General features: G+C 75.1%; 21 protein-coding genes. 12 read left to right on the top strand and 9 right to left on the bottom strand.

The window, feature by feature from the left end:
* Positions 1-17 precede the first annotated feature (17 nt).
* The gene (locus ACZ5D2_RS17295; RefSeq protein ID WP_371675083.1) at positions 18-905 is read right to left on the bottom strand and encodes an MmyB family transcriptional regulator; all 888 of its coding nucleotides are present in this window, start codon (positions 903-905) and stop codon (positions 18-20) included.
* Positions 906-1,006: 101 nt separating this feature from the next.
* Between ACZ5D2_RS17295 and ACZ5D2_RS17290 the strand changes: the two genes are divergently transcribed.
* From ACZ5D2_RS17290 to ACZ5D2_RS17280, 3 genes are all read left to right on the top strand, one after another.
* Positions 1,007-2,458, top strand: coding sequence for an MFS transporter (locus tag ACZ5D2_RS17290; protein WP_371675082.1), 1,452 nt, complete (start codon positions 1,007-1,009; stop codon positions 2,456-2,458).
* Positions 2,459-2,567: 109 nt separating this feature from the next.
* Entirely contained in the window at positions 2,568-3,689 is a 1,122-nt protein-coding gene (locus tag ACZ5D2_RS17285) for a cation diffusion facilitator family transporter (RefSeq protein WP_371675081.1), read from the top strand.
* Between the two features lie 72 nt (positions 3,690-3,761).
* A complete protein-coding gene (locus tag ACZ5D2_RS17280; protein WP_266846204.1) occupies positions 3,762-4,160 on the top strand; it encodes a nuclear transport factor 2 family protein in 399 nt (132 codons plus the stop codon).
* 20 nt (positions 4,161-4,180) lie between these two features.
* Here the strand turns inward: ACZ5D2_RS17280 and ACZ5D2_RS17275 are convergent, their stop codons facing one another.
* Complete coding sequence (locus ACZ5D2_RS17275; protein WP_371675080.1) at positions 4,181-5,086, bottom strand: alpha/beta fold hydrolase; 906 nt, start codon at positions 5,084-5,086, stop codon at positions 4,181-4,183.
* A 224-nt stretch (positions 5,087-5,310) separates the two neighbouring features.
* On the opposite strand from ACZ5D2_RS17275, the gene ACZ5D2_RS17270 reads away from it, so the two are divergent.
* Positions 5,311-7,668, top strand: a complete 2,358-nt coding sequence (locus tag ACZ5D2_RS17270; RefSeq protein WP_468930077.1) for a family 20 glycosylhydrolase — start codon at positions 5,311-5,313, stop codon at positions 7,666-7,668.
* A 54-nt stretch (positions 7,669-7,722) separates the two neighbouring features.
* On the opposite strand, the gene ACZ5D2_RS17265 is transcribed toward ACZ5D2_RS17270, so the two are convergent.
* Positions 7,723-8,112 carry a response regulator gene (locus ACZ5D2_RS17265; protein ID WP_468930074.1) on the bottom strand — a complete coding sequence of 130 codons (390 nt, stop codon included), beginning with the start codon at positions 8,110-8,112 and terminating at the stop codon, positions 7,723-7,725.
* Positions 8,113-8,239: 127 nt separating this feature from the next.
* Between ACZ5D2_RS17265 and ACZ5D2_RS17260 the strand changes: the two genes are divergently transcribed.
* Positions 8,240-8,899, top strand: coding sequence for a hypothetical protein (locus ACZ5D2_RS17260; RefSeq protein ID WP_468930071.1), 660 nt, complete (start codon positions 8,240-8,242; stop codon positions 8,897-8,899).
* 34 nt (positions 8,900-8,933) lie between these two features.
* Here ACZ5D2_RS17260 and ACZ5D2_RS17255 read toward each other — a convergent pair whose 3' ends face one another.
* Positions 8,934-9,860: an ArsR/SmtB family transcription factor gene (locus ACZ5D2_RS17255; RefSeq protein ID WP_468930068.1), complete on the bottom strand. Its 927-nt coding sequence runs from the start codon at positions 9,858-9,860 to the stop codon at positions 8,934-8,936.
* A 98-nt stretch (positions 9,861-9,958) separates the two neighbouring features.
* Between ACZ5D2_RS17255 and ACZ5D2_RS17250 the strand changes: the two genes are divergently transcribed.
* The 4 genes from ACZ5D2_RS17250 to ACZ5D2_RS17235 all read left to right on the top strand — a co-directional run bounded on the left by ACZ5D2_RS17250 (position 9,959) and on the right by ACZ5D2_RS17235 (position 14,146).
* Positions 9,959-11,260 (top strand): MFS transporter, encoded by a 1,302-nt coding sequence (locus tag ACZ5D2_RS17250; protein ID WP_371675075.1) that lies wholly within the window; start codon positions 9,959-9,961, stop codon positions 11,258-11,260.
* 59 nt (positions 11,261-11,319) lie between these two features.
* A complete protein-coding gene (locus ACZ5D2_RS17245) occupies positions 11,320-12,219 on the top strand; it encodes a PhzF family phenazine biosynthesis protein (protein ID WP_468930065.1) in 900 nt (299 codons plus the stop codon).
* An 87-nt stretch (positions 12,220-12,306) separates the two neighbouring features.
* Positions 12,307-13,554 carry a phosphodiester glycosidase family protein gene (locus tag ACZ5D2_RS17240; RefSeq protein WP_468930062.1) on the top strand — a complete coding sequence of 416 codons (1,248 nt, stop codon included), beginning with the start codon at positions 12,307-12,309 and terminating at the stop codon, positions 13,552-13,554.
* A 115-nt stretch (positions 13,555-13,669) separates the two neighbouring features.
* A complete protein-coding gene (locus ACZ5D2_RS17235) occupies positions 13,670-14,146 on the top strand; it encodes a hypothetical protein (RefSeq protein ID WP_371675072.1) in 477 nt (158 codons plus the stop codon).
* A gap of 33 nt (positions 14,147-14,179) precedes the next feature.
* Here ACZ5D2_RS17235 and ACZ5D2_RS17230 read toward each other — a convergent pair whose 3' ends face one another.
* Positions 14,180-14,794 (bottom strand): TetR/AcrR family transcriptional regulator, encoded by a 615-nt coding sequence (locus ACZ5D2_RS17230; protein ID WP_371675071.1) that lies wholly within the window; start codon positions 14,792-14,794, stop codon positions 14,180-14,182.
* A gap of 88 nt (positions 14,795-14,882) precedes the next feature.
* Here ACZ5D2_RS17230 and ACZ5D2_RS17225 point away from each other — a divergent pair, with 88 nt between their 5' ends.
* The gene (locus tag ACZ5D2_RS17225) at positions 14,883-15,398 is read left to right on the top strand and encodes a cupin domain-containing protein (RefSeq protein ID WP_371675070.1); all 516 of its coding nucleotides are present in this window, start codon (positions 14,883-14,885) and stop codon (positions 15,396-15,398) included.
* 22 nt (positions 15,399-15,420) lie between these two features.
* Here ACZ5D2_RS17225 and ACZ5D2_RS17220 read toward each other — a convergent pair whose 3' ends face one another.
* From ACZ5D2_RS17220 to ACZ5D2_RS17210, 3 genes are all read right to left on the bottom strand, one after another.
* Positions 15,421-16,929, bottom strand: coding sequence for a glutamate synthase subunit beta (locus ACZ5D2_RS17220; RefSeq protein WP_371675069.1), 1,509 nt, complete (start codon positions 16,927-16,929; stop codon positions 15,421-15,423).
* 181 nt (positions 16,930-17,110) lie between these two features.
* Positions 17,111-17,764 carry a M15 family metallopeptidase gene (locus ACZ5D2_RS17215; protein WP_371675068.1) on the bottom strand — a complete coding sequence of 218 codons (654 nt, stop codon included), beginning with the start codon at positions 17,762-17,764 and terminating at the stop codon, positions 17,111-17,113.
* Between the two features lie 119 nt (positions 17,765-17,883).
* Complete coding sequence (locus ACZ5D2_RS17210; protein WP_468930055.1) at positions 17,884-18,432, bottom strand: hypothetical protein; 549 nt, start codon at positions 18,430-18,432, stop codon at positions 17,884-17,886.
* A 241-nt stretch (positions 18,433-18,673) separates the two neighbouring features.
* On the opposite strand from ACZ5D2_RS17210, the gene ACZ5D2_RS17205 reads away from it, so the two are divergent.
* Positions 18,674-19,105 carry a VOC family protein gene (locus ACZ5D2_RS17205; protein ID WP_371675066.1) on the top strand — a complete coding sequence of 144 codons (432 nt, stop codon included), beginning with the start codon at positions 18,674-18,676 and terminating at the stop codon, positions 19,103-19,105.
* Between the two features lie 130 nt (positions 19,106-19,235).
* Here ACZ5D2_RS17205 and ACZ5D2_RS17200 read toward each other — a convergent pair whose 3' ends face one another.
* A complete protein-coding gene (locus ACZ5D2_RS17200) occupies positions 19,236-20,351 on the bottom strand; it encodes a mechanosensitive ion channel family protein (RefSeq protein WP_371675065.1) in 1,116 nt (371 codons plus the stop codon).
* 308 nt (positions 20,352-20,659) lie between these two features.
* Here ACZ5D2_RS17200 and ACZ5D2_RS17195 point away from each other — a divergent pair, with 308 nt between their 5' ends.
* Positions 20,660-24,262, top strand: coding sequence for a hypothetical protein (locus ACZ5D2_RS17195; protein WP_468930051.1), 3,603 nt, complete (start codon positions 20,660-20,662; stop codon positions 24,260-24,262).
* Positions 24,263-24,324: the final 62 nt, after the last annotated feature.

Genomic DNA, 24,324 nt, shown 5'->3' with positions numbered 1-24,324 from the left:
CTTCAGGGCAGGAGCCTTCAGGACGCGAGGGCGGCTGCCACCGCCGGGGCGGCGGTGTCCGGGGACCGGAGGGAACCGAGGCGTTCGAGGCGCTCGCGGCTCTCCTCGTCCAGCGGGACGTACGTCACCAGCCGAGGTCCGGCCGCCGGACCCAGCCAGAGGTTGGTGTGCTCCAGGTGCAGCAGGCCCACGTGGGCGTTGAAGATGTACTTCGCCTTCCCGCCCGGCCCGACCACCTCGTGCCGCGCCCAGATCTCCCGGAACTCGGCCGAGGCCGCCTCCAGCCTGGCCAGCAGCGCCTTCCACGTCGGCTCGGCCAGGTGCTCCGCCATCGACGCCCGGAACTTGGCCGCCATCATCCGGTTCACCTCGGGCAGGTCGACGACGGCCGCCCGCCAGTCCGGGTTCGTGAAGGCGAGCCACATGCAGTTGCGTTCCTCGGGCCGCAGCCGGTCCAGATCGCACAACAGCCGCCCGTACGTGGTGTTGTACGCGAGGATGTCGTACCGGCTGTTCTGGACGCAGGCCGGAACCGGATCCAGCTGGTCGAGCATCGCGCGCAGGGCCGGGGTCACACTGGGGCAGGGCGTGTGCGACGCCGGATCGGTGCTGTCGGCCAGCGCGAACAGGTGCGCCCGCTCGCTGGGGTCCAGCAGCAGGGCGCGCGCCAGGGCGTCCAGCACCTGCGGCGACACCTGGATCGCGCGGGCCTGCTCCAGCCAGGTGTACCAGGTGACGCCCACCGCGGAGAGCTGGGCCACCTCCTCGCGGCGCAGCCCCGGCGTGCGCCGGCGGCGGCCGCGCACCAGCCCGACCTGCTCGGGCGTGATCCGCTCGCGGCGGCTGCGCAGGAAATCGGCCAGCTCGTGCCGGCGTACGTCGCTCTCGGGGGCCACAGTGGTCATGACTCCAGGGTGCCGCAGCCGGCATCCGGGTGCCAGGTAGTGCCAATACCAGGATAAGAAGACTCTGGTACCAGACTGGGTGCTGGAGGATCGTCCTGGGTGTGAGTGAGACCACCGTACGTACGAACCATCCGTCCCCCTCCCGCCCCACGTACCCGGACGCCGGGACGGGCGCGGCGCTGAACCCGCTGGGCCTGTTCACCGTACTGCTGGGCGCGGCCCTGCCTCTGATCGACTTCTTCATCGTCAACGTGGCGCTGCCGGCCATCGACAGCGACCTCGCCGCCGGCCCCGCGATGCTGGAACTGATCGTCGGCGGCTACGGAGTCGCCTACGCCGTCCTGCTGGTGCTCGGCGGCCGCCTCGGTGACACCGCCGGGCGGCGCAGGCTCTTCCTCATCGGCATGGCCGCCTTCGGCCTCACCTCGCTGGCCTGCGGACTGGCCCCCACGGCATGGACCCTGGTCGGGGCCCGGGTGGCCCAGGGAGCGGCCGCGGCGCTGATGCTGCCGCAGGTGCTGGCCACCATCCAGGCCACCACCCAGGGCCCGCGCCGGGCCCGCGCGATGAGCCTCTACGGGGCCACCGCCGGGCTGTCCATGGTCACCGGGCAGATCCTCGGCGGGGTGCTGGTCGCCGCGGACCTCGCCGGGTCCGGCTGGCGCTCGGTGTTCCTGGTGAACGTGCCCGTCGTGGTCCTCGGTCTGGTCCTCGCCGCGCGGTACGTCCCCGAGACCCGCTCGGACCGCCCGGCCTCGGTCGACGTACCCGGCACGCTGCTGCTCGGCCTGTCGCTGGTGTCCCTGCTGCTGCCGCTGACCGAGGGCAGGGCGACCGGCTGGCCGCTGTGGACCTGGCTCTCGCTCGCCGTGTTCCCGTTCGCGGCCGCGGCCTTCTACCTCACGGAGCGGCGCGCGGACCGGCTGGGCCGTACCCCGCTCGTGCCGCCGAGCCTGCTGCGGCTGGAGTCGCTGCGGCGCGGCCTGGTGCTGATGGTGCCCTTCTCGATGGGCTTCAGCGGTTTCATGTTCGTCGTGGCCGTCGCCCTGCAGCAGGGCCTGCGGATGGGGCCGGTGTCCGCCGGGCTGGCGCTGGTGCCGATGGCCGTGGCCTTCTTCGCCGCGTCCCTGGCCGGCCCGAAGCTGGTCGGACGCTTCGGCAGCCGGGTCGTCACCGCGGGCGGGCTGCTCCAGGGCCTGGGCATCGGCCTGCTCCTGCTGACCGTCCGCGCCGACTGGCCGGACGTCGGCCTCGCCGCCCTCGCTCCCGCGGTCGCCGTGGCGGGCCTCGGTCAGGGCCTGCAACTGCCCGTGCTGATGCGGATGATGCTGTCGGACGTCCCGGCCGACCGGGCCGGCGTGGGCGGCGGGGTCATGGTCACCACCCAGCAGTCGGCGCTCGCCCTGGGCGTGGCGACCCTGGGCAGCCTCTTCCTCGCCCTGGTGCCCGGGGCGGGCATGGGGACGGCCCTGACCGTGGCGCTGCTCGTCCAGCTGGGCATGATCGCGGTCACCGTGCTCCTCAGTCTCCGCCTGCCGCGCGTGCTGCGCTGAGCGCGCCCCGCCGTCCGTCCCACGGAGCGTAGTTGCGAGGACGTCGCACCTGGTCACGGGGCGTACGACGGCCGTAGCCGCAATCGGCTCCGTGTGCCACGGTGAACGTATGGAGGCCAACGAGAGCACCCACACCCCCGCACACCACCACGGCGATCACCACGGCCCCACCCACGGCGACGGCCACGGCGACGGCCACGGCCACGGCGACGACCACGCCGGCGGCCACGGGCACGGCCGGGGCGACGGCCTCCGGCACCGGCTCACCCACCTGCTCACCCCGCACGGCCACGAGACCGCGGACAAGGTCGACGCGGCGATGGAGACCTCCCGCGAGGGGATGCGCACCCTGTGGGCCTCGCTCGCCGTCCTCGGCGTCACCACCGCCGTCCAGGCGGTGATCGTGGTCCTGTCCGGGTCGGTGGCGCTCCTCGGCGACACCGTGCACAACGCCGCCGACGCCCTGACGGCCGTCCCCCTGGGCATCGCCTTCGTCCTCGGCCGCCGGGCGGCGAACCGCCGTTACACCTACGGTTACGGCCGGGCCGAGGACCTGGCGGGCGTGCTGATCGTCCTCACCATCGCCGCCTCCGCGGCCCTCGCGGCCTGGGCGGCCGTCGACCGGCTGCTGCACCCCCGCGACGTCAGCCACCTGTGGGCCGTCGCCGCCGCGGCGCTGGCCGGGTTCGCCGGCAACGAATGGGTGGCCCGCCACCGCATCCGCACCGGCCGCAGGATCGGCTCCGCCGCGCTGGTCGCCGACGGGCTCCACGCCCGTACCGACGGTTTCACCTCGCTGGCCGTCCTCCTCGGCGCAGGCGGGTCCGCCCTCGGCTGGCGCAGCGCCGACCCGGTGGTCGGCCTGCTGATCACCCTCGCGATCCTGCTGGTCCTGGGTGATTCCGCCCGCCAGGTCGGCCGACGGCTGATGGACTCCGTCGACCCCGCCCTCGTCGACACCGCCGAGCGCGCGCTGCGCCGCGTCGAGGGGGTGCTGGACGTCGGCCAGTTGCGCATGCGGTGGATCGGTCACGCCCTGCGCGCCGAGGCCGACATCGTGGTCGGCCCCGACCTGAGCGTCGTCCAGGCCCACCGCCTGGCGGTCGCCGCGGAGCACGCCCTGATCCACGCGGTGCCGAGGCTGACGGCGGCGACGGTCCACACGGACCACGTCCACGCCGGCGGCCACGACCCCCACGCCGCCCTCGCCCACCATCCCGGCCGTGGCTGAGGCCCGGCTCCGCCCGGGGGAAACCCGGCCTTCCCCCGTGACCCGAGGCCTCCCGGTGTTACCGTCGCGCCCATGTCCAAGACCGAAATAGACGCGCTGACCGCCGAGTTCTTCGCCGCCTTCGACAACCGGGACGGCGGGGGCGCCGACGTGGCCCGGCTCCGCCGGCTGATCCTGCCCGGCGGTGTGATCGTGCATACCGGACCGGAGTTCACGGTGTACACCGTGGACGAGTTCATCGAGCCCCGCGAGCGCCTCCTGAAGGACGGCCGGCTGGTCGGGTTCAGCGAGTGGGAGGTCTCGGAACGGACCGAGATCGAGGGTGGCATCGCGTCACGCTTCGGCGAGTACCGCAAGTCCGGGACCCTGGACGGCGAACCCTTCGAGGGCGGCGGCACCAAGACCATCCAGTTCGTCCGCACCCCGCAGGGCTGGCGGATCGCCGCCTTCTCCTGGTTCGACCGGCCCTGACCCCGCCGCCGCCCGGCGTCTCAGCGGACCGGTGCGACCGCCTCCGCGCGCCGGACGAGCCCGGTGATCAGCGACGCGATCTCCGGCCACAGGGCGCGCGGCAGGTCGTGGCCCATCCCCTCGAAGGTCACGAACTCGGCGCCGGGGACGGCGTCGGCGGTGGCCCGCCCCCCGCTGACGTCGCACATCGGGTCGTCGGCGCCGTGGATGACCAGGGTGGGCACCGCCAGCGCGCGGAGCCGCTCCGTACGGTCCCCGGCCGCGATCGAGGCCACCGCCTGGCGGGCGACGCCGAGGGGGTCGTGGGACCGGTCGTAGGCGCGGGCCGCCCGGTCGCGCACGGCCGCCTCGTCGAACGGGAAACCGGGCGACCCGAGGACCCGTACGGTCCGCACCATCCGCTCGACGACCTCCTCGCGCGCCGTCGCGACCGGCGCCGCCAGGGCCCCCAGCGCCTCGGGCCTCGGCCGTCCGACGGAGAGGTCGCCCGTCGTGGACATCAACGAGGTCAGCGAACGCACCCGGCCCGGATGTTCGAGCGCCATCGTCTGGGCGATCGCACCGCCCATGGACAGGCCGACGACGTGCGCGCCGTCGATCTCCAGCGCGTCGAGCAGGCCGACGCCGTCGGCCGCCATGTCGGAGAGGGTGTACGAGGCCGAGGACAGGTCCCCGGCGAGCGCCGCGCGGACGTCCGGGACGGGTGCGTCCGGGAAGTGCGAGGACAGCCCGACGTCGCGGTTGTCGAACCGGATCACCTGCACCCCGCGCGAGGTGAGCTCGGCGCAGAATCCCTCGGGCCAGCCCAGCATCTGCACGGCGATGCCCATGACCAGCAGCACCGCCGGATCGCGCGGATCACCGAAACGCTCGTAGGCGATCTCGATCTTCGAGGGGCCCACGCCGAACGCCTTCTGTTCCGTCATGGGCCCACCATAGAGCGGCGCGTGGCCGCCCCGGCCGAAGACGGATCCCGACGTTTCCCGTCGCGGGTCCCGTGCCCGTGCGGGGCGGCGGGATCCGCGCGATCGGCGGGAAAATGCGCGAGGGTGCTCGATTCCGCGCCGTTCCGAGCATCTCTTGACATGTACGTGACGCTGCGCTGCACTGGGCACCCGTGTTCCGCGGCCCCACCCGGCTGGAGGCAGCCATGCGCCCGCTCGGATTCCTGGTCGCCACCGCCTGCGCGGTGTCCGTACTGACAGCGCCCGGCGCCGCGGCCCACGGGGCTTCCGCGGCCGCGGACACGCGTCCCGCGGCCGTCGCCGACCGTGAGGCCGCCTCGGCGGTGACCCCGCCGCAGACCGTTCCCGCCCTGCGGGAGTGGACCGCGTCGGCCGCCGATCCCTACTCCTTCACCGCCGCCGCCCGGATCGTCGTCGACCCCGCAGCGGCCGACCGGCTCTCCGGCGAGGCCGCCACCTTCGCCGAGGACCTCACGGCGCTGACCGGGCACCAGGTCCCCGTGGTCACCGGCACTCCGGCCGCCGGGGACATCGGGATCGGCCTGGACGATCCCGCCCTGCCGCCCGAGGGCTACCGGATGACCGTCGGACCGGCCCTCACCCTCCGGGCCGCCACCGCCACCGGCGCCTTCAACGGCACCCGCACCGTCCTGCAACTGCTCCACCGGTCCGCCGCCGTGCCGGCGGGCACCGCCGTCGACTGGCCGGACAAGCCCGAGCGCGGGCTCATGGTCGACCAGGGGCGCAAGTTCTTCACCGTCGAATGGCTGCGGCGGCACATCAAGGAACTGGCCTACCTCAAGCTCAACTACTTCCACTTCCACCTGTCGGACACCTTCGGCTTCCGCCTGGAGAGCTCCACCCACCCGGAGGTCGTCTCCGCCGACCACTACTCCAAGCAGGACATCGCCGACCTCGTCGCCCTGGGCCGCAAGTACCACGTCACCATCGTCCCGGAGATCGACACCCCGGGCCATATGAACGCCGTCCTCGCCGCCCACCCCGAACTCAGGCTCACGAGCGCCTCCGGAGCAGCCAGCCCCGACTTCATCGACCTCTCGCTGCCCGGTTCGTACGCGCTGGTCAAGGACCTCGTCACCGAGTACCTGCCGCTGTTCCCGGCCCCGTACTGGCACATAGGCGCGGACGAATACGTCACCGACTACACCAAGTACCCGCAGCTCCTCGCCTACGCCCGCGCCCACTACGGCGCCGGCGCCACCGCCAAGGACACCTACTACGGGTTCGTCAACTGGGCGGACGACCTGGTCCGGGCGGCCGGCAAGACCACCAGGATGTGGAACGACGGCATCAAGTCCGGCGACGGCACCCTCACCCCGCACCCCGGCATCCTGGTCGAGTACTGGTACACCTACGGCCTCACCCCGCAGCAGCTCGCCGCCGCCGGGCACACCGTCGCCAACGCCTCCTGGACGCCCACCTACTACGTCCTCGGCGGAGCCAAACCCGACACCAAGTGGATGTACGAGACCTGGACCGCGGACCGCTTCGAGGGCGGAGCCACCCTCTCCGACCCCACCCGCAACCCCGGCTCCCTGCTCCACGTCTGGTGCGACAACCCCACCGCCGAGACCGAGGACCAGATCGCGGCCGGGATCATGTACCCGCTGCGCGGACTGGCCCAGCAGACCTGGGGCTCTCCGAAGCCGGTGCCCACGTACGCCGCCTTCACCCCGATCGTGGCGGCCGTCGGCCACAACCCGGCCTGGCCCGGCGCCGCCCTGCCCGGCAACCTCGCCCTGGGCCGCCCGACCACCGCCTCCAGCACCGAGACCGCGGACTTCCCGGCGGCGGCCGCCACCGACGGCGACCCAGGCACCCGCTGGTCCAGCGCCTACGCCGACCCCCAGTGGCTCCAGGTGGACCTCGGCGCCCCGCGCGACGTCGGCCGCGTCGTCCTGCGCTGGGAGGCGGCGTACGCGAAGTCCTTCCAGATCCAGCTCTCCGACGACGCCACCACCTGGCGCACCATCCACTCCACCACCACGGGCACCGGGGGAGTCCAGGACCTCACCGGCCTGACCGGGACCGGCCGGTACATCCGCGTCCTCGGCACCCGGCGCGGCACCGCCTACGGCTACTCCCTCCACGAGTTCGAGGTCTACGCCGGCCCGTCGCCGGCCCCGCGCACCCTCACGGCCGCCGGCAAGGCCCTCGACGACCCGGCGGGCTCCACCGCCCCCGGCACCCGGCTGATCACCTGGACACCCCACGGCGGCCCCAACCAGCAGTGGCGGCTCACCCCCGGCCCCGACGGCACCCACACCCTGGTCAACGTGGCCTCCGGGCTCTGCGCGGACATCGAGGGCGGCTCCGCCTCGGCCGGCGCGGCCGTCGTCCAGGCCGTCTGCACCGGCGGCGACGGCCAGCGCTGGAGGACAGCCGGGCTGCCGGGCGGCGGCTCCTCGGTGACGAACGGGAAGAGCGGGCTCCTGCTCACCACCGCCTCCGGAACGGACGGGGCCGCCGTCACCCAGCAGGCCGCGACCGGGTCGGCGTTCCAGAGCTGGCTGATCGCCTGACCCCGTGGCGCCCGGCGGCCCCGCCGCCCCGTGGCGCCACCGTCCCGCCCCGGGTCAGTCGCGCCCGCCCCGGGTGAGGCGGTGCACGCGGTCGAGGAGGTTGTTCGGATGGAAGGGCTTCGCGAGGACCTCGTCCACTCCCGCCTTCAACGCCTGGACGGTGCACTCCGGGTCGGCCGGGGGCAGAGCGAGGATCGGGACCCGCCCGTGTCCGGGATCCCGCCGGATCTCCTCGAACAGTGCCACCTCGTCGAGCCCGGGACCGGTGCGCTCGCAGACCACCAGGCCCACGGGCGCCTCGCGCTCCAGCAGGGCCACCGTCTCCCGGCCGCTCCCGCCGTCGAGGACCACGTAGCCGGCGGAGACGAGGAGCCGTTCGAGCAGCCCCCAGAGCCTGCGGTCCTTCACGATCAGGAGGATCCTGGCGGGGATGTCGCCGCTCATGGTGCTTCCTTCCGCTCCGGGCGGTGAGCCCTGAGCTGTGAGCCCCGAGCGGGCTCGGGGTCGGTTCGGGGTGGGGTCGGGGTGATGCCCGATGTCCGGCGGCCGGCCCCACGGACAAGATCGACTCATGACTCGTCGACCCCGCCGTTCCGCCCGGACGGCCCTGACACGGGCCGCCTTCGTGACGGCGCCGCTCCTCATCCTCGCCTACGGTGCCATCCGGCTCACCGATCCGGACCACGGCCCCGGCCCCGTATGGACCACCGGGCACCTCGCGCTGACCGTCGCCATGCTGTTGTTCGTGCCGGTCTTCGCCCGGCTGTGGACGCTGGCACGGCCGGACGCGGGGCCCGCCGGGCGGCTGAGCGCCGGCGCCGCGACGGCCCTCGGGCTGGCCGGCACCCTGGCCGTGACCGTCCAGTCGTGCATCGACCTGTACGTCGGCCTCCGCGCCACCGACCGGCCCGGCATGGAGCGGTTGTTCGAGCAGGTGCAGAGTCACCCCGGGGTGGTGCCGGCGGTGTACGGCGTGGGCCCGCTGCTCTTCTACGTCGGCCTGATCTGGATCCTCGTCCAGCTCTCCGCCCGGCGTCGCGTCAGCCTCTGGAGCCCCCTGGCGGCGGTGGCCGGAACCGCCACCGCGGCGGCCGGCGGCCTCGACCTGATGCCCCTCGCCGCGGCCCTCTTCTGCGCCTCCCTCGCCCCCCTGGCCCGCCGCCCCGGCGACCCGTCCGTCCGGCCCGCCGTCCGGCCGGTCGGGCTGACCGCCGGCCGCCGGGCCCGGTGAACGGGCCGGGCCCGGCCGGGGGAGGGCCCGGACCCTACGCCCGCTCCAGCAGGGCGTCGCCCAGCTCGCTGGTCGCGTAGTGCACCTCGCGCCGGTAGCGGTGGCTCGTGACGAGACCGGCGTCCCGCAGCACCCCGAGGTGCTGCGAGACCGCGCCGAGGCTGAGCCCCGTCCGGGCCGCCAGCTGGGTCGTGGTGGCGGGCGAGCTCGTGCACGAGAGGAGCAGGGCCCGGCTGCGCCCCAGCAGACGCGCCAGCCCCTCGCCGGGGACACCGCGCCGCTCCCACAGCGTGCCCACCGCCCGCGCCGGGTAGACGACGGCCGGCGGTGTCGGCCCGGGCCCGGTCAGCAGGTGGCAGCGGACCGCGAAGGCGCTCGGGGCCAGGGTGATCCCCCCGCCGTCCAGGTCGAGGACCGCCGGGCCCAGCTCGGGGGAGACCAGGCGGTCGCCCGTCCAGCGCAGCGCGGGATGGAGCCGGGAGAGCACCTCCTGGATGCCGTCCTCGGCCAACTGCCGGGTCCGGTAGGCGATGTCCGCCTCCAGGACCGCCCGGACGCGGGGCCAACAGGGCCGGACCGCCGCCTCCCACCAGGCGCGCAGGGCGTCCGCCGGGTCCGGCGGGGCCATCCCGGCCACCCCGGCGGGTGGGACCGCCAGCAGCGCGAGCTCCTCCTCGAACTCGGCCAGGGGGCAGCGCGGAGGGGGCGTCAGGAAGGCCGGTACGTCCGCCGGCGGACGCGCCCCGGGCCGGTCCACGGCGGTCAGGGCCCGCAAGGGGGCGGTCCGCACGGCCAGGGCCCGGTCCGTCCGCAGCGCCCGTACCGAGGTGAGCCACGGCAGGTGGACGGCGTAGCGGCCCGGATCCGCCACGGCCCGGAAGCTGGTGACGGTCTCCCACAGCGGTGAGATCGCGAACCTGACGCCCGCGACGTCCCGCACCCCGAACCGCACCTCACCCATGCCCGCGCCCCCGTCCGGCGGGACGCCCGCCCGCACCAGCTTTCGGCCCAGACTAAAACAATGGCCGCGCCGCCCCCGCGCCGGTGATCTTCGCATCCATGACGCACCCCCGCCCCGGCGCCGCCCCGCGCCCCCGCCGAGCCGGTCCGGCCCTCGGCTCCGGTTTCCGCCCGCTGTGGATCGCCGACCTTGTGAGCCAGTGCGGATCCGCCGTGACCCTGCTCGCGCTGCCCCTCGTGGCCATCGGCACCCTCGACGCCACCCCGTTCGAGGTCGGCCTGCTCGTCGCGTCCGAGTACCTCGCCTTCCTCCTCATCGGCCTGCCCGCCGGTGCCTGGGTGGACCGGCTGCCGCTGCGCCCCGTGATGGTCGCGGGCGACCTCGGCCGCGCCGCCCTGCTCCTCTCCGTCCCGGTCGCGGCGTGGCGGGACGCGCTGACGCTCCCTCAGCTGTACGCCGTCGCCTTCGGGATGTCGGTGTGCACGGTCTTCTTCGACGTGGCCGCCCAGAGCGCACTGCCGCGCCTGGTGGGCGGGACCGGGCTGGTGCGGGCGAACGTCCGGCTCGAAGCCGGCCGCAACATCACCCAGGTCGGGGGCCCCGGCCTGGCCGGAGCCCTCGTCGGCGCCCTCACCGCGCCCCTCGCCCTCGCCGCCGACGCCCTCAGCTACGGCGTCTCGGCGCTGTTCCTCTCGCGCGTGCGCCCCCTCGGCCGGCGGGACGGGGAGCGGCCCGGCACCACACTGCGCGCCGAGATCGCGGAAGGGCTCCGCCTCGTCTTCCGGAACCCGGTCCTGCGGGCACTCACCCTCGCCGCCGCCGTCTCCAACCTGTGCGGGACCATCGGCGCCTCCATGCTGCTGGTGCTGCTCGCCGGGGACCTCGGGCTGCCCCCGCTGCTCTGCGGCGCGGTGTTCACCGCCGAAGCCGTGGGCGGCCTGATCGGCAGCCTGCTCACCGGCCGGATCGCCGCCCGATGGGGCCAGGGACGCGCGATGTGCGCGTCGGTGGTCGTCAGCGGGCTGCTGTGGGTGCTCGCGCTGCCCTTCTACCGGGCCGACTGGCGGTTCGCCGTGGCAGTGGCCCTCCAGGGACTGGGGTGGACGGCCTTCATGACCTTCAAGGTGACCTCGGTCGCCTACCGGCAGCGGCTGTGCCCCGAACCGCTCCTGGGCCGGATGACCGCGACCTTCCGCTTCGTGGTCTGGGGGTCCATGCCGGTCGGCGCGCTCGCCGGAGGGCTGCTGGGCCGGTACTTCGGAGCCCGGCCGGCCCTGTGGACCGGGGCCCTGGGCGAACTCCTGGCCGTACTTCCCCTCCTCCTCTCGCCGCTGCGCACGGCCCGCGAACTGCCGTCCGGCGCGCAACGGTCCGACCCCGCGCCCGCCTCGCGCCCCTGACCCGCCCCGGCCCCACGCGCCCCCGACCCCGCCCGCCCGAATCCCACAGGGAGCACCTCGTGCGCTACACCCACGTCGACGTCTTCACCGCCCGCCCCTACAGCGGCAACAGCCTCGCGGTCTTCCCCGAGGCCGAAGGCCTCACCGGCGACCGGATGCTGAGCATCACCAGGGAACTGCGCCACTTCGAATCGGTCTTCCTGGCACGGGACCCGGCGCGCCCGCGCACCCACCGGGCCCGGGTCTTCGACCTCACGGGGGAACTCGACTTCGCGGGACACCCCCTGCTCGGCGCCGCGGGCGTGCTCCACGACCAGCACGCCGCCGACGCCGCGGACGGCGTTCCCGACGACCGTGTCAGGTGGACCCTGCGGCTGCGCTCCCGCACGGTGGAGGCCGTCACCCGCCGCAACGGACCGCGCCGTTACGAGGGCACCCTGGACCAGGGTCCCGCCGAGTTCACCCGCGGCCCGCACGGCCCGGACCGGGCCACCCGGGCCGCCATCGCCTCCTGGTTCTCCCTCGGCGCCGACGACCTCGACCCGCGGCTGCCACCGGAGACGGTGTCCGCCGGACTGCGCTACCTGGTCGTTCCCGTGCGGGGTGACGCACTGGCCCGGGCCCGCGTCGCCACCCCGCTCGACGCGCCCCTGGCCCGCCTGGGGGCCGCGTACGCCTACCTCCTCGACGTCACCGCGATGGAAGGGAGGCACTGGACCAACGACGGCCTCCTGGAGGACACGGCCACCGGCAGCGGAGCGGGCTGCGCGGCGGCGTACCTGCGCCGCCACGGCCGGCTCGGCGACGGGGAGCGGGCCGTGCTGCGGCAGGGACGTTTCACCGGCCGGCCCAGCGAGATGACCATCAGCGCGCACGGTCACGGGACGGACGTGCGCACGGTGGAGGTCGGCGGCGGCGTCGTCATCGTCGGCGAGGGACGGCTCGCCGAACTCCCCTGACCCCGCGCCGGCACACGTCGGTGTGAACCGGGCCCGAACCCGGCGGGTCTGCGGGCCTGCTCACGGACCATCACCCACGATGACGCGATGAAGAGGTTCCCCCGCCTCGCCGCCGTCGCGGTCCTGGCCGCGGTCGGTCTCGCCGCCGTCCCGGCCCGGCCGGCGGCGGCCCGCCCGGAGACCGCCCGCCCGGCAGCGCCCGGACCGGAGGCGACCCGCCCCGAGCACCCGGCGCCCGGCGTGACCTACCGGGAGTTCACCGTCCCCACCTCGCACGGCAGCGCCCGCCTCCATCTCGTCGAAGTCGATCTGCGTACGCCCGGAGTGCGGGCCGACCTGCTGTACCCCGGCTCCGTCAGCGGCCGGGCCCCGGTGTCGCAGATGGCCCGGCGGCAGGGAGCCGTGGCCGCGGTGAACGGGGACTTCTTCCACATGGTGGAGAGCCAGCACCCCGGGATCGCCGCCACCGGCTCCCCGTCGGGCCCGGAGGTGAAGGACGGCCGCGCGCTCAAGGCCGCCGTACCCGAAGGGCAGCGGTTCGGCTGGAAGCCCCCGGCGGGTGACAGCGCCCGGGACGTGGTCGGCGTCGGCACCGACGGCAAGGCGCGCAGCGGCCGGCTGAAGCTGGTCGGCCGCGTGGAGACCCCGGCGGGACGGCTCGCCCTGGGCGGGTACAACCAGTACGCCCTGCCCGTCGGTTCCGTCGGCCTGTTCACCTCGCACTGGGGCTCCGCGTCCCGCGCGCGGGCGGTGTGCGGCACCGACAGGAGCCGCGCGGCGCCCTGCTCGGAAGAGGTCTACGAGGTCACCGTCCGCCGGGGCGAGGTGGTCTCCGGTTCCGACACCCCCGGCAGCGGGCCCGTCGACGCCGACACCCAGATCCTGTTGGGCCGGGAGGCGGGCGCGGACGCGCTCCGCGCCCTGGTCCCCGGCACGCGCGTCCGGATCGCGTACGACCTGGACTCCGGCCCGGGGGTCCCCTTCCGCTTCGCGCTGGGCGCGCACACCGTGCTGCGCGACCACCGGCCCTTGCCGGGCCTGGACGCGCGCACCGCGGAGCCCCGCTCGGCGGTGGGCGTCGGCGAGGGCGGCGACACGCTGTTCCTGCTGGTCACCGACGGCCGGGAGGGCACCTCCACCGGTCTGACCGTGCGTGAACTCGCCGACGTGCTGCGCTCGCTCGGCTGCGTCGAAGGCCTCTACATGGACGGCGGCGCCTCCTCCACCCTCGCCGTACGCGACCCCGCGACCGGGAAGGTCGCCATCCGCAACCACCTCCAGCAGGGCCAGGAACGGCGCGTGCCGAACGGCATCGCGATCACCGCCGGGAAGTGAACGCCCCCGGCCGGGGGGCCCGGTGGGACGCGGGAGGCGGGCCGGTGCGAGACTGGGCGGCCGTAACGGCGGAGAGCGGAAGGGCGGGAACGTGCGACGGGGGCGAGGACGCTGGGTGCCTGCGGTACTGGTCATGGTGGCGGTGACGGGCTGCGGCCACCCCCTCCAGGATCTGGGGCCGTTGCCCCCGCGGTACTCGGGCCCACCGCTGGCCACGGACGAGGCGGTGGCCGATCTGACGGCGGCGATGGCCGAGGAAGGGGTGACGGTGCGCCGGATGCCGCAGCACACGAGCCCGATCGAGTGCCACGAGACCCTGGGCGCCGAGTACCCCTCGGCGACGGCGGACGCGGCGCTGCGGGCCGGGTTCGCCCGCGCCCGCTCCGGCCACGGCTGGAAGGACTCCCGGAGCCCCATGGAGGGGATGCTCAGCCTCCGCAAGGCCAACTGGACCGCGACCACTGAGCTCACCGGCTCCGCCGCTGCGGAGTTCCCCACCGCGCAGGTCGTCATCACCCTGCTCTGCGACGGCGCCCACTCGAAGTCCCGGGCCCCCGCGACCCCTTCGGCGGAGCCCCCGGCCGCGGACTGAGGCCGGCCTGCCGCGCTCGGGCCGGGCCCCGCCTCAGCGGGAGCCGCCGCCGTCGGGATCCGTTGCTCCGCCCCCGCGCGGGCGCAGGCCGTCGAAGGCGAGGTCGAGGAAGCGGTGCCAGTCCCCGCTCCCCGTACGGATGATCGCGGACAGCCCGCCGACCAGCATGTACACATCGGTGACGGTGAGGTCCTCCCGGAGCGTGCCGGCGGTGCGCCCCTGGTCGATCAGGGCCGAGACGGCGTCCTCCAGGTGCGCGAGGGTCTCCCCTCCGGGCGCCGAGGAGCCCAGGGCGGCTGCGACGGAGGCCGTCAGGCCCCGGCCCTCGGCGAGGATCCCCCCGACGTGGCGCAGGTACCGGGCCAGCCCCCGGCCGGCCTCGGGTTCGCGCAGGCAGTCGGTCAGGGCGAGCCGGAGGATCTCGGCGAACCGCTGTTCCGCCGCCGCCTCCACGAGGGCCTGCTTGGAGGGGAAGTGCCGGTACAGGGTGCCGATGCCGACCCCGGCGGCCCGGGCCACCTCCGGCATCTGGACCTCCTCGCCGTGTTCCTCGAACAGGGCGCGGGCGGCGGCCAGCACGAGGGCGCGGTTGCGCTCCGCGTCGGCGCGCGGCCTGCGGCTACCGCCCGGTGCCGGGGGCGTTGACAATCCGACCACTCCTCCACGTACATTGGACCCGTCAGTAAACGGAACCGGATTCCGGTTCACATTGTGCCATGCGAGGAGGGTCCGCGTCATGCACCGAGAAGACGACACACCGGAGCCGGTCACGTCCGAAGGGCGGGCGTCCGGAGCGGAACGTTTCCTCCTGCTGGGGCCCGGCGCCGCCCGGCCGGGCCGCGTACCGCTGCCCCCGGCCTTCGCCGTCAAGGCCACGACGGCCGACACCGAGGGGCGGCTGTCGCTGCTGGAGGTGACCGTCGCGAAGGACATCCCGCGGCACACCCACCACCGGGCCGACGAGTGCGTCTACGTACTCGACGGAACCCTCGACGTCGAGTTCGACGACCGGACCCACTCGGCGCCCCGGGGCACCTTCGTCCTGCTGCCCCGGGGCGTCCCGCACGCCCTGCGCCGCGCCTCCGACCCGCCCCCGCGGGTGCTGCAGATCTCCTCGCCCGGCGGCTGGGAGTGCTACGTCGAGGACCTGATCGAGGCGGGCCCCGCCGTGCTCACGGACGGGGAACTGGATCCCGTGAAGATCAACCCCATCGCCTCCCGGCACCACATCCACTACGAGGCCCGGCCCTGAGCGCCGACGGATCCCGAGGGTCCTACAGGTCCCCGTACCGCATCCGTCCCAGGGCCGTCATGGGCAGGTCGTGCGCGGCCACCGGCGCGGGCAGGGCCGTGGAGCCGGTCAGGTAGCGGTCCACCGCCGAGGCCGCCGACCGGCCCTCGGCGATGGCCCACACCACCAGCGACTGGCCCCGGCCCGCGTCCCCGGCGACGAACACCCCCGGGGCCCGTCCGCCGGCGGCGGCGAAGCCCGCGTCGCGGGCGAAGTTCCCGCGCTCGTCGAACTCCAGCCCCAGCTGCCCGCTCAGTCCGCCCGCCCGCTCGGGACCGGAGAATCCCAGGGCCAGCAGGACGAGCCCGGCCGGGATCACGCGCTCGGTCCCCGTCAGGGGCCGCCGGGCCCGGGGCTCGACGGCGGTCAGGCGCAGCGCCCGTACCCGGCCGTCGGCGTCCCCGTCGAACCGCAGGGTGGCGCAGGAGAAGAGCCTGGGGTCGCCGCCCGCCTGCCCGCGGGCCTCTTCATGGGCGTGGGAGATCCGGTACACCTTCGGGTACACCGGCCACGGCTCGCCGTCGCGGCGCGCGGGCCCCGGTTCCGGGTTGATGTCGAGCTGGACCACCGAGAGCGCCCCCTGCCGCAGGGCCGTACCGAGACAGTCCGAGCCGGTGTCCCCGCCGCCGACGATCACGACGTGGGCACCGTCCGCCGTCACCGGGGACACCGCGCAGTCGCCCTCGCGCACCCGGTTGGCGCAGGTCAGGTAGTCCAACGCCTGGTGTATGCCGAGCAGCGCGCGCCCCGGGACCGGCAGCTCCCTGCGCTCCCCGGCGCCGACCGCGACGACGAGCGCGTCGTAGTGCCCGCGCAGCTCGTCCGCCCGTTCGGCGCCGCCGACGTCCGCTCCGGTCACGAACACGGTCCCCTCGGCCCGCATCTGTTCGATCCGGCGGTCGAGGTGGACCTTCTCCATCTTGAACTCGGGGATGCCGTAGCGGAGCAGGCCCCCGATCCGGTCGGCCCGCTCGTGGACGACGACCCGGTGCCCGGCCCGGGTCAACTGCTGCGCCGCGGCGAGCCCCGCCGGCCCGGAGCCGATCACGCCCACGGACTTCCCGCCGCGCCGCTCCGGCGGGCGGGGGGTCATGTAGCCGCGCCGCAGGCCCTCGTCGGCGATCGTCTGCTCGACGTTCTTGATGGTCACCGGATCGGCGTTGATCGTCAGGACGCAGGCGTCCTCGCAGGGCGCCGGGCAGAGCCGGCCGGTGAACTCCGGGAAGTTGTTCGTGGCGTGCAGCCGCTCGTACGCGGCGCTCCAGTCCGCGTGCGCCGCGTAGGCGTTCCACTCGGGGATGAGGTTCCCCAGCGGGCAGCCGGTGTGGCAGAAGGGGATGCCGCAGTCCATGCAGCGGTCGGCCTGCTCGCGGACGAGCGGCAGGAGCGCCTGGCCCGCGTACACCTCGCGCCAGTCCCCGAGCCGCTCCTCGACGGGCCGCGCCGCGACGGCCTTGCGGGGGATCCTGAGGAAGCCGAACGGATCGGTCACGCGCCGCCTCCCTGGCCCACGTGCGAGCGGGTACGAGGCGCGGTACGGCGCGCATGACGCGCGCCGTATGCCACCTTTTGACCAGATTACGCCGTCCGGGCGATTCGGAGCCCGGTCGGGACGGCGGCGGCGGACACGCGGCGGCCCGGCCGCTGTGCCCGCACCGGAGCCCGCCGGAGGCCTACGCCGGCCCGTGGGGGCCGTAGGGGGCCGAGACGGCGCCCGTGGCCAGGGCCCAGTAGCGGTCTCCGTACGACCAGTGCCACCACTCCGTCGGGTAGTTCACCAGGCCCGCGTCCGACAGGGCGGCTCCGAGGGTCGCGCGGCGGGCTCGGGCGGCCGCCGTGATGCCGGGGGCGTCCGTGTAGCAGGCGCCCCCGCTCTCCTCCGGGCTCGCGTTCATCCGGGTACCGAGATCGAGTTCCCGGCCGTCGGCATCGGCGAGGGTCAGGTCCACCGCCGCGCCGGCGCTGTGGGGGGCGATGCCGGGCGGGGAGACGTAGCGGCTCGCGGCGGTGTGGACCCGCTCGGGGGACCAGTCGGGGTGCTCCGCCCGCAGGGTGGCGGCGTACTCCTCGAAGTACCGGCGCTGGAGCGCGGGGGGCCGGTACCCCTCGACGAACAGCAGCCGGGTTCCCGCGGGCAGCGCGCCCTGGGCCGCGAGGAGGCGGTCGAGGACGCCCTCGCGGAGCCGGGAGAAGGCCCCGGCGGGGTCCTGCTTGCGGGAATCGACCAGTAAGGAACCCCCGGCGCGCACGTCCACGAGCCGTTCACCGCACTCGGCCACGGGGACGGCCGCGACCCTGGGGTCGGACATCAGGATGATTTCGTTCATGGGCCGATCATCTCCCGGGCCGCGGCGGAGCTGGTGGGGGATCCCCCGGGCGGACGGGCCGCTCTGACGGTCCCTCATCCCGGCGGCGGTCCGGATCGGGACCGCCGCCGGGGCCGGGCTCAGTAGCCCCAGCGCGGCTGGCCGCCGTCCTGCCGGCAGTGGATCATGCGGCCGTTCCCGGCGTGCGTGGAGCGTCCCACGTCCGCCTTGCGGCAGTACTGGCCCGCGTTGTAGCAGTTGCCCGCGTTGGAGACGATCTCGCAGTCGGCCTTCGCGGGCTCCTCCGGGGCCGTGGTCGGCGCCTTCGTCGTCGGCTCCGGCGCGGGCCGGGTGGCGGCCCGGGTCGGGGTGGGGGCCTCGGGAGCCTTGGCGTCCGGGCCGGTGGTGGTGGCGGACGGGCTCGGCAGGGCCGTCGGCGTCATCGTCGGCGTCGGCGTCGGCGTCGGGGAGGCGGTGGGGGAGGAGGCCGTCGTCGGCGACGATGACGCCGAGGCGGGGGCCGGCGGCCTCACGGCCGGACCGCTGCCCTCCGCGGGTCCGCAGGCGACGGCGACGCCCGCCGCCAACAGGCCGACGAACGCGAGCCGGATCCGCCCCGCCCGCCGCCCCGCCCCGCGGCCGTTCGCCGTCGCCGTCGTTCTGCCCCGGTCGTCGTTCGCGCCGTACATCCGTGCCCCCACCTGAAGTTGGTCGTCTGGATTTGGTTAAAGGAGCAACATCATAGGAACGGACATCCGGTTCTGCGGGGGTCTCCACCCAATCGTGACCACCGGCATCCCTCCCCTCCCGCTTCTCCCGTCCCGTGTACGGGCGTTGCGGCGTGCGGCTCCGCCGCCCGCTGCGCGAGGCTGGACCCGACACGGCCCCCGGCGAAAGCGCCGACCGGCACACGCGCGTGAGGAGATCCCCGTGAACTGGACGCTGGAAGTGGTTCCGGTCCCCGTGACCGACATGGACCGGGCGAAGGAGTTCTACGCCGACAAGGCCGGCTTCACCGTCGACCTCGACAGTGAGGTGGCGCCCGGGGTGCGCGTCATCCAGCTGACCCCGCCGGGCTCCCGCTGTTCGATCGCCATGCTCCAGGGCATGCCCGCCGCCCCCGGCACGAAGGCGATGGCTCCCGGCACGCTCCAGGGCCTGCAGATCTGCGTGACGGACATCGAGGCGGCCCGGGCGGAGCTCGTGGCCCGGGGCGTGGACGTCTCCCCGGTCCGCCACATCGGCGCGACGGGCTGGGCGGACGGCAAGGGGGAGACCTGGAACTCCTTCATGTCGTTCGAGGACCCGGACGGCAACGGCTGGACGGTCCAGGAGGCGCCCTCGGAGCTGTCGCAGCGCTGAACCGCGTCCCGGGCCACCCCCCCCGTACCGGGGCGCCGCACCACCCGTCCCCGGGACGGCCGCCGGCCCCGGGGGAGTGCCCCCGGGGCCGGAGCCGTGCCCGCCGCCGGCGTCGCCGCGACCCTTAGGGCTACCGGTCCGCCAGGAGCGCGTCCGACGGGGCGTCGCGCTGGTGCGGGAGCGGGAGGGGGGGAGGCCCGGAGGGCTCCACGAGGGGGCCGTCCTGGCGGAGCGAGACCGTCCGCGCGGGGGCGGGGATCGAGATGCCCTCGGCCCGGTAGCGCTGGTGCAGGCGCTTGATGAACTCGTGCTTGATCCGGTACTGGTCGCTGAACTCGCCCACGCCCAGGATCACGGTGAAGTTGATCCTGGAGTCGGCGAACGTGTGGAAGCGCACCGCCGCCTCGTGGTCGGGGACACCACCGGTGATGTCGGCCATCACACTGTCCACGACGTCGAGCGTGATCGCCTCGACGTGCTCCAGGTCGCTCTCGTAGCCCACCCCGACCTGCACGAGGATCGACAGCTTCTGCTCGGGCTGCGTGTAGTTGGTCATGTTGGTCCGCGCCAGGCGCCCGTTGGGGATGATCACCAGGTTGTTCGACAGGTTGCGCACCACGCTGTTGCGCCAGTTGATGTCGACGACGTACCCCTCCTCCCCGCTGCTGAGCCGGATGTAGTCGCCCGGCTGGACCGTCTTCGAGGCGAGGATGTGGACGCCGGCGAAGAGGTTGGCGAGGGTGTCCTGCAGCGCGAGGGCGACCGCGAGACCGCCGACGCCGAGGGCGGTGACCAGCGGGGCGATGGACACCCCGACGGTCTCCAGGGCCACGAGCACGCCCATCGTCAGCACCACGATCCGCGTGATGTTCACGAAGATGGACGCGGAGGCGGCGACCCCCGTCCGGGACTGCGCCACCGACTGCACGAGACCCGCGACGACCCGGGCCGCGGTGACCGTGGCGATGAGGATGAGCACGGCGGTCAGGGACTGGTTCACCAGCCCCCCGATCCGGGCGGTGAGGGGCAGCGCCGACACCGCCACGGCCACGCCGGCGATGACCGTGGCCCACGGCGCGAGGGTGCGAAGGGAGTCGACGATCAGGTCGTCCCCGGTCCACTTCGTCCGGAGGGCGTGTTTGGCCAGCCACTTCAGCAGGGCGCGCACCAGCAGCCCCGCCACGCAGCCCGAGGCCAGGGCGATGGCGGCGACCACCCAGTCGTGCAGGACGAGGTCACGGGTCAACGGACGTCCTCCGGGCCTCGCGCGTCCGGAGCGGACGCCGGGGACGGGACCGGGGCGGCGGCGAGGAGCGCGGCCGCCGCTCGCCGTATGTGTTGTGTCGTCACGATGTCACCTGTCAGGTCGTGTTGCGTGCCGACCCCGTTCGCAAGGGTGTGCGCACCGGGGCGAGCTGCCATCCTCCCTCATGGAACCGAAGACTCCGCAGGTGGGCCGGGCACCCGGCCGTCATGCCTCCCCGGCTCGCCCGGCACCCGCCGCCGACCGCCGGCGGACACCGGTTGTCGGACCCCCGCCCTAGCATGGCGATCATGAGCCACTCGCAGAGCAGTTCGACCGCCGACGTGGTGCGGGGCCTCCTCGCGCCCTCCGCCGCGACCACCCCCGAGAGCGTGCCCCCGGACGGCGCCGCACTCCGGGTGGTCGAGGAGGCACGCCCCGCGCGTACCGTCGGCGCGGGTGTCGCCGCCGCCGGCGGGGCGGACGACGAAGCCGCGTCCCGCCTGCGGGAGCTGATACGCGGTCACCTCGCGGGCCGTCCCGACCGCTGGCTCGCCCTCCGCGAGGCACTGGCCACGCACCGGGGCACCCTGCCCGCGCTGCTGGCCGACGTACCCGATCCGGCACCGGTGGCCGGCCCCGGCGCGGTCCCCAGACCCGTGCCCCGCAGCGTCGACCTCACCCTGGAGCTGCTCCTGGAGCACGCCGGGCCCGAGGAAGCGGCTGCCGTGCTGGCCGCCCTGCCCGACCGGACGGTCGAGGCGCTGCTCTCCGGCGGTCCGCTCCCGGGCCCCGGCCTCGTCGCCGCCGTCACCGAGCACGGGGACACCCGCACCCGTACCGCCCTGGCCCGCCACAGCCGGATCGACTCCCGGGTCCTCGCCCGGTTGCTCGCCACGGGCGACTCCCGGGTCGGCGCGGCCGTCTACCGCAACCCGCGCTGCACCCCATCCCTGCGCCGCACCCTCGCGCACCGCCTGGACCGGGTCCCGATGGACGCGGACCTGCGGGCCGAACTGACCGACCCCGCCGGGTATCCGCCGGCCACCTGGCTCACGCCCCTGCTCGGCTCGGGTGACCCGCAGCTGACCGTCCGCGCCCTGCTGCTCCACACCGGGCGGGGCGCCGTCGTGCGGTACGCCCTCGTCCGCGTGTGGGAATGCTCCGGACCCGCGGCGGTACGCACCGTCCTCGACGAACCGGCCCTCACATGGAACCTGAGCATCCCCGTCGTCGCGGCCGTAGAGAAGGCGCTCGCGGCCGAAGCCCGATCGAACGACGGCTCCGCGCTGCGAAGCCTGCGCGAGGGGTGCGAGCCCTACGCGGACCCCGCACGGCTCCCGGCCCTGCTCGCCACCGCCCGCGGTACCAGCACCCTGCGCGACCTGCTCGCCGAACCGTACGCGCACGACCTGACGGCCCTGGCCGAGGCCCACGCGGCCACCCCGTTCATGCCCAAGGCGTGCGAGGAGCTGGCCCGCCACGAGGACGCGAGCGACGAGCAGCGCCTCGCGTTCCGGCTCAGCGTCCTCAACGAGCCCTGGCGCGCGGGCGGCCGCCGGTCCGGGAACACGCACCCGCCCGAGCTGCGGCTCGCCCGGGAACCCCTGGACGACTCCGCCGCCCTCTGGGCGGAGGGCATGGTCGCCGCCGGGCTGCTGGACCCGGTCGAACTGGTCCGCACCGGACACCCCGCCGTGCACGCGCTCGGCGCGCTGACCCGGCTGGCCGGCCGGGGGCGGCTCGGTGACGCCGCCCCGGCGGCCCTCCGCGAGCTGACCGAGGCCCACCTCGGCGAGCGTCCCGAGGCCTGGACCGCCCTGGACACCCTCCTGCCGGGCCACCAGGGCACCCTCCACACCCTGATCACCGAGGCGGGCGGCACTCCGCCGGCAGCTCCCGCGCCGGCGGGCCGCCCGCAGGCCTCGGCCGGGACCGGTGCCGGGGCGGAGCCCGGGACCGCCCGGCCCGCGGCCCCCGGCTTCGAGCCACCCGCGGTTCCGGCGCGGCGGGAGGAGCGGGCCGCGCTCGCGGCCCTCGATCTGCTGCGCTCCCTCGCCGCCGCCCCCGACGAGGTCCCGGACCCCACCGACCCCGGTGTGCTCCGGTTCCTGGCGCACCACCGGCAGGACGAGGCCCCCGGTCTCACCACGCCCCGCTGGCTCGTCCGCGCCTGCGCGGACCAGGGCGTCGAGCCGCCCCACGACGGCTCCTGGCCCACCGCGCCCGGCCCCGCCGAGGTGCGTGCGGAACTCCCCCAGAGCTGGGGTTCCACCGCCGCACCCATCGAAATGGCCTACACCCAGGGTCTCCTCCCGGCCGAGGAACTTCCCGGCCTGCTGCCGGCCCGCCGCCTGCTCGGCCTCCCGTCCGACTGGCGCCGCTTCGCCTTCGCCGCAGCCTGGCGGGCCGCGGTCGGACGCCTGCTGCGTTCGACCCTCGGCACCGACCCCGACGCCTGGCTGCGGCTGGCCGAGACCGCGTCGGCCGCCGCCGGCTGTGCCGATCCCCGGTCGGCCGGCGGACCCACCTGGGCGGAGCTGCTGGAACTCTCCGCCGGACCGGCCGACGCCCTCATGGAGAACCCCGCGTACCGGCCGCTGGAGGACCCGAAGTCCGCCACCCCCCGCCCCACCACCCCGGAGGAGGCCGTCCGCCTCGTGGGAGTGGGCAACCACCGCTGGACCTGGCCGATCGGCACCCTGCTCTGCCTGGCCGACGCCGACACCGTCGACGCGGTCCTGCCCCGGCTCGGCCCCGACGGGCCCTGGCTGCTCGCCGCGTACCTGACGCGCCACGAGCGGACCCCCCGTACCGCTTTCGGCCGACTGCTGGCCGGACGCGATCCGCACGCCCTGTACGTCCTCGCCGCCCGCACACGCCGACTGGAGGCCGGCGCGGACGTACTGCTCGCCGACCTCGACGACCCGGAGGTGGACCTCACCCTCCTGCGCTACGGCAGCACCACACCGACGGGCCGGCGCATCGTGGCCCGCTCCCGTCCCCACGGCACGACCGGCGCGGGGACCGTCTCGGTCGGCGCGCTCGCGCTGGCCGACGCACGCAGGGACCCGTCCGGACGGCTGGCCGGCGGTGCCCTCTGGCTGCACTCGGCCGAACCGGACCTGATCGAGGAGGTCTTCGCCAGGGAGGGGCGCGACCTGAGCCTCCTCCAGCAGGTCCTCGGCTGTCTGAACCTGCTCGAACACGGCGGCGCCGACCGGCTCGCCGCCCTCGTCCGACGCGATCTGCTCGGCCGGGCGGCGGCCACCCTGTGCGCGAAGGCGCTGGCGTCCACGGACCCGGCAGCCGTGCTCAGGACCCGGGCCGCCCGGGAACTCGCCCCGGAGAAGTTCATCACGCGGCTGCGGCGCGACCGTCCCGCCTGGCAGGCCCCGGGCGGCGCGGCCACCGTGCCGGGCGGCATCGACTGGGAGGCCGTGGAGGCCGCCCACACCGAGGAGCCGCTGCCCAACTGGGGATGGGTCGTCAACAGCGCCGCCGCCCCGGCCGGCCTGCGCCTGCGCAACGCCGCCCTCGTACGGGAGCCGGGCCCGGACGGCCTGCCCGACGGCGCGGAACTCACCCGGGCCCGCGCCCGGTACGGGCTGGGCGGGCTGTACCACTGCCCGCTGCCGAACCAGCTCGACGGACTGCTCGCCTCCGGCATGCTCACCGGCACCGACCTGCTGCACGAGGCGGCCCCGGCGGCGCTGATGCTGGCCTACCTGAGCGGCGCGGCCCGGCGTACGGACGCCCCGGAGCAGGCGCACGCCGCCCTGCGGGCCCTCACCGGCCTCGTGGCCGCCCGCCTCGGCAGCGATCCGCAGGCCTGGCGGCGCGTCACCGACCGGCTCACGGGCCGGGACCCGGCATGGGAGCCCCTGTCACCGGTGGCCGCCCTGCTGACCTGAACCGGAGCGAAGGCCCGTGCCGTCGGGGCGGAGCCCGAGCCCGTACGGCCGACGGCCGCTCC

The organism is Streptomyces sp. NPDC031479 (assembly GCF_055581065.1).
This window is presented reverse-complemented; position numbering and strand designations above follow the sequence as displayed.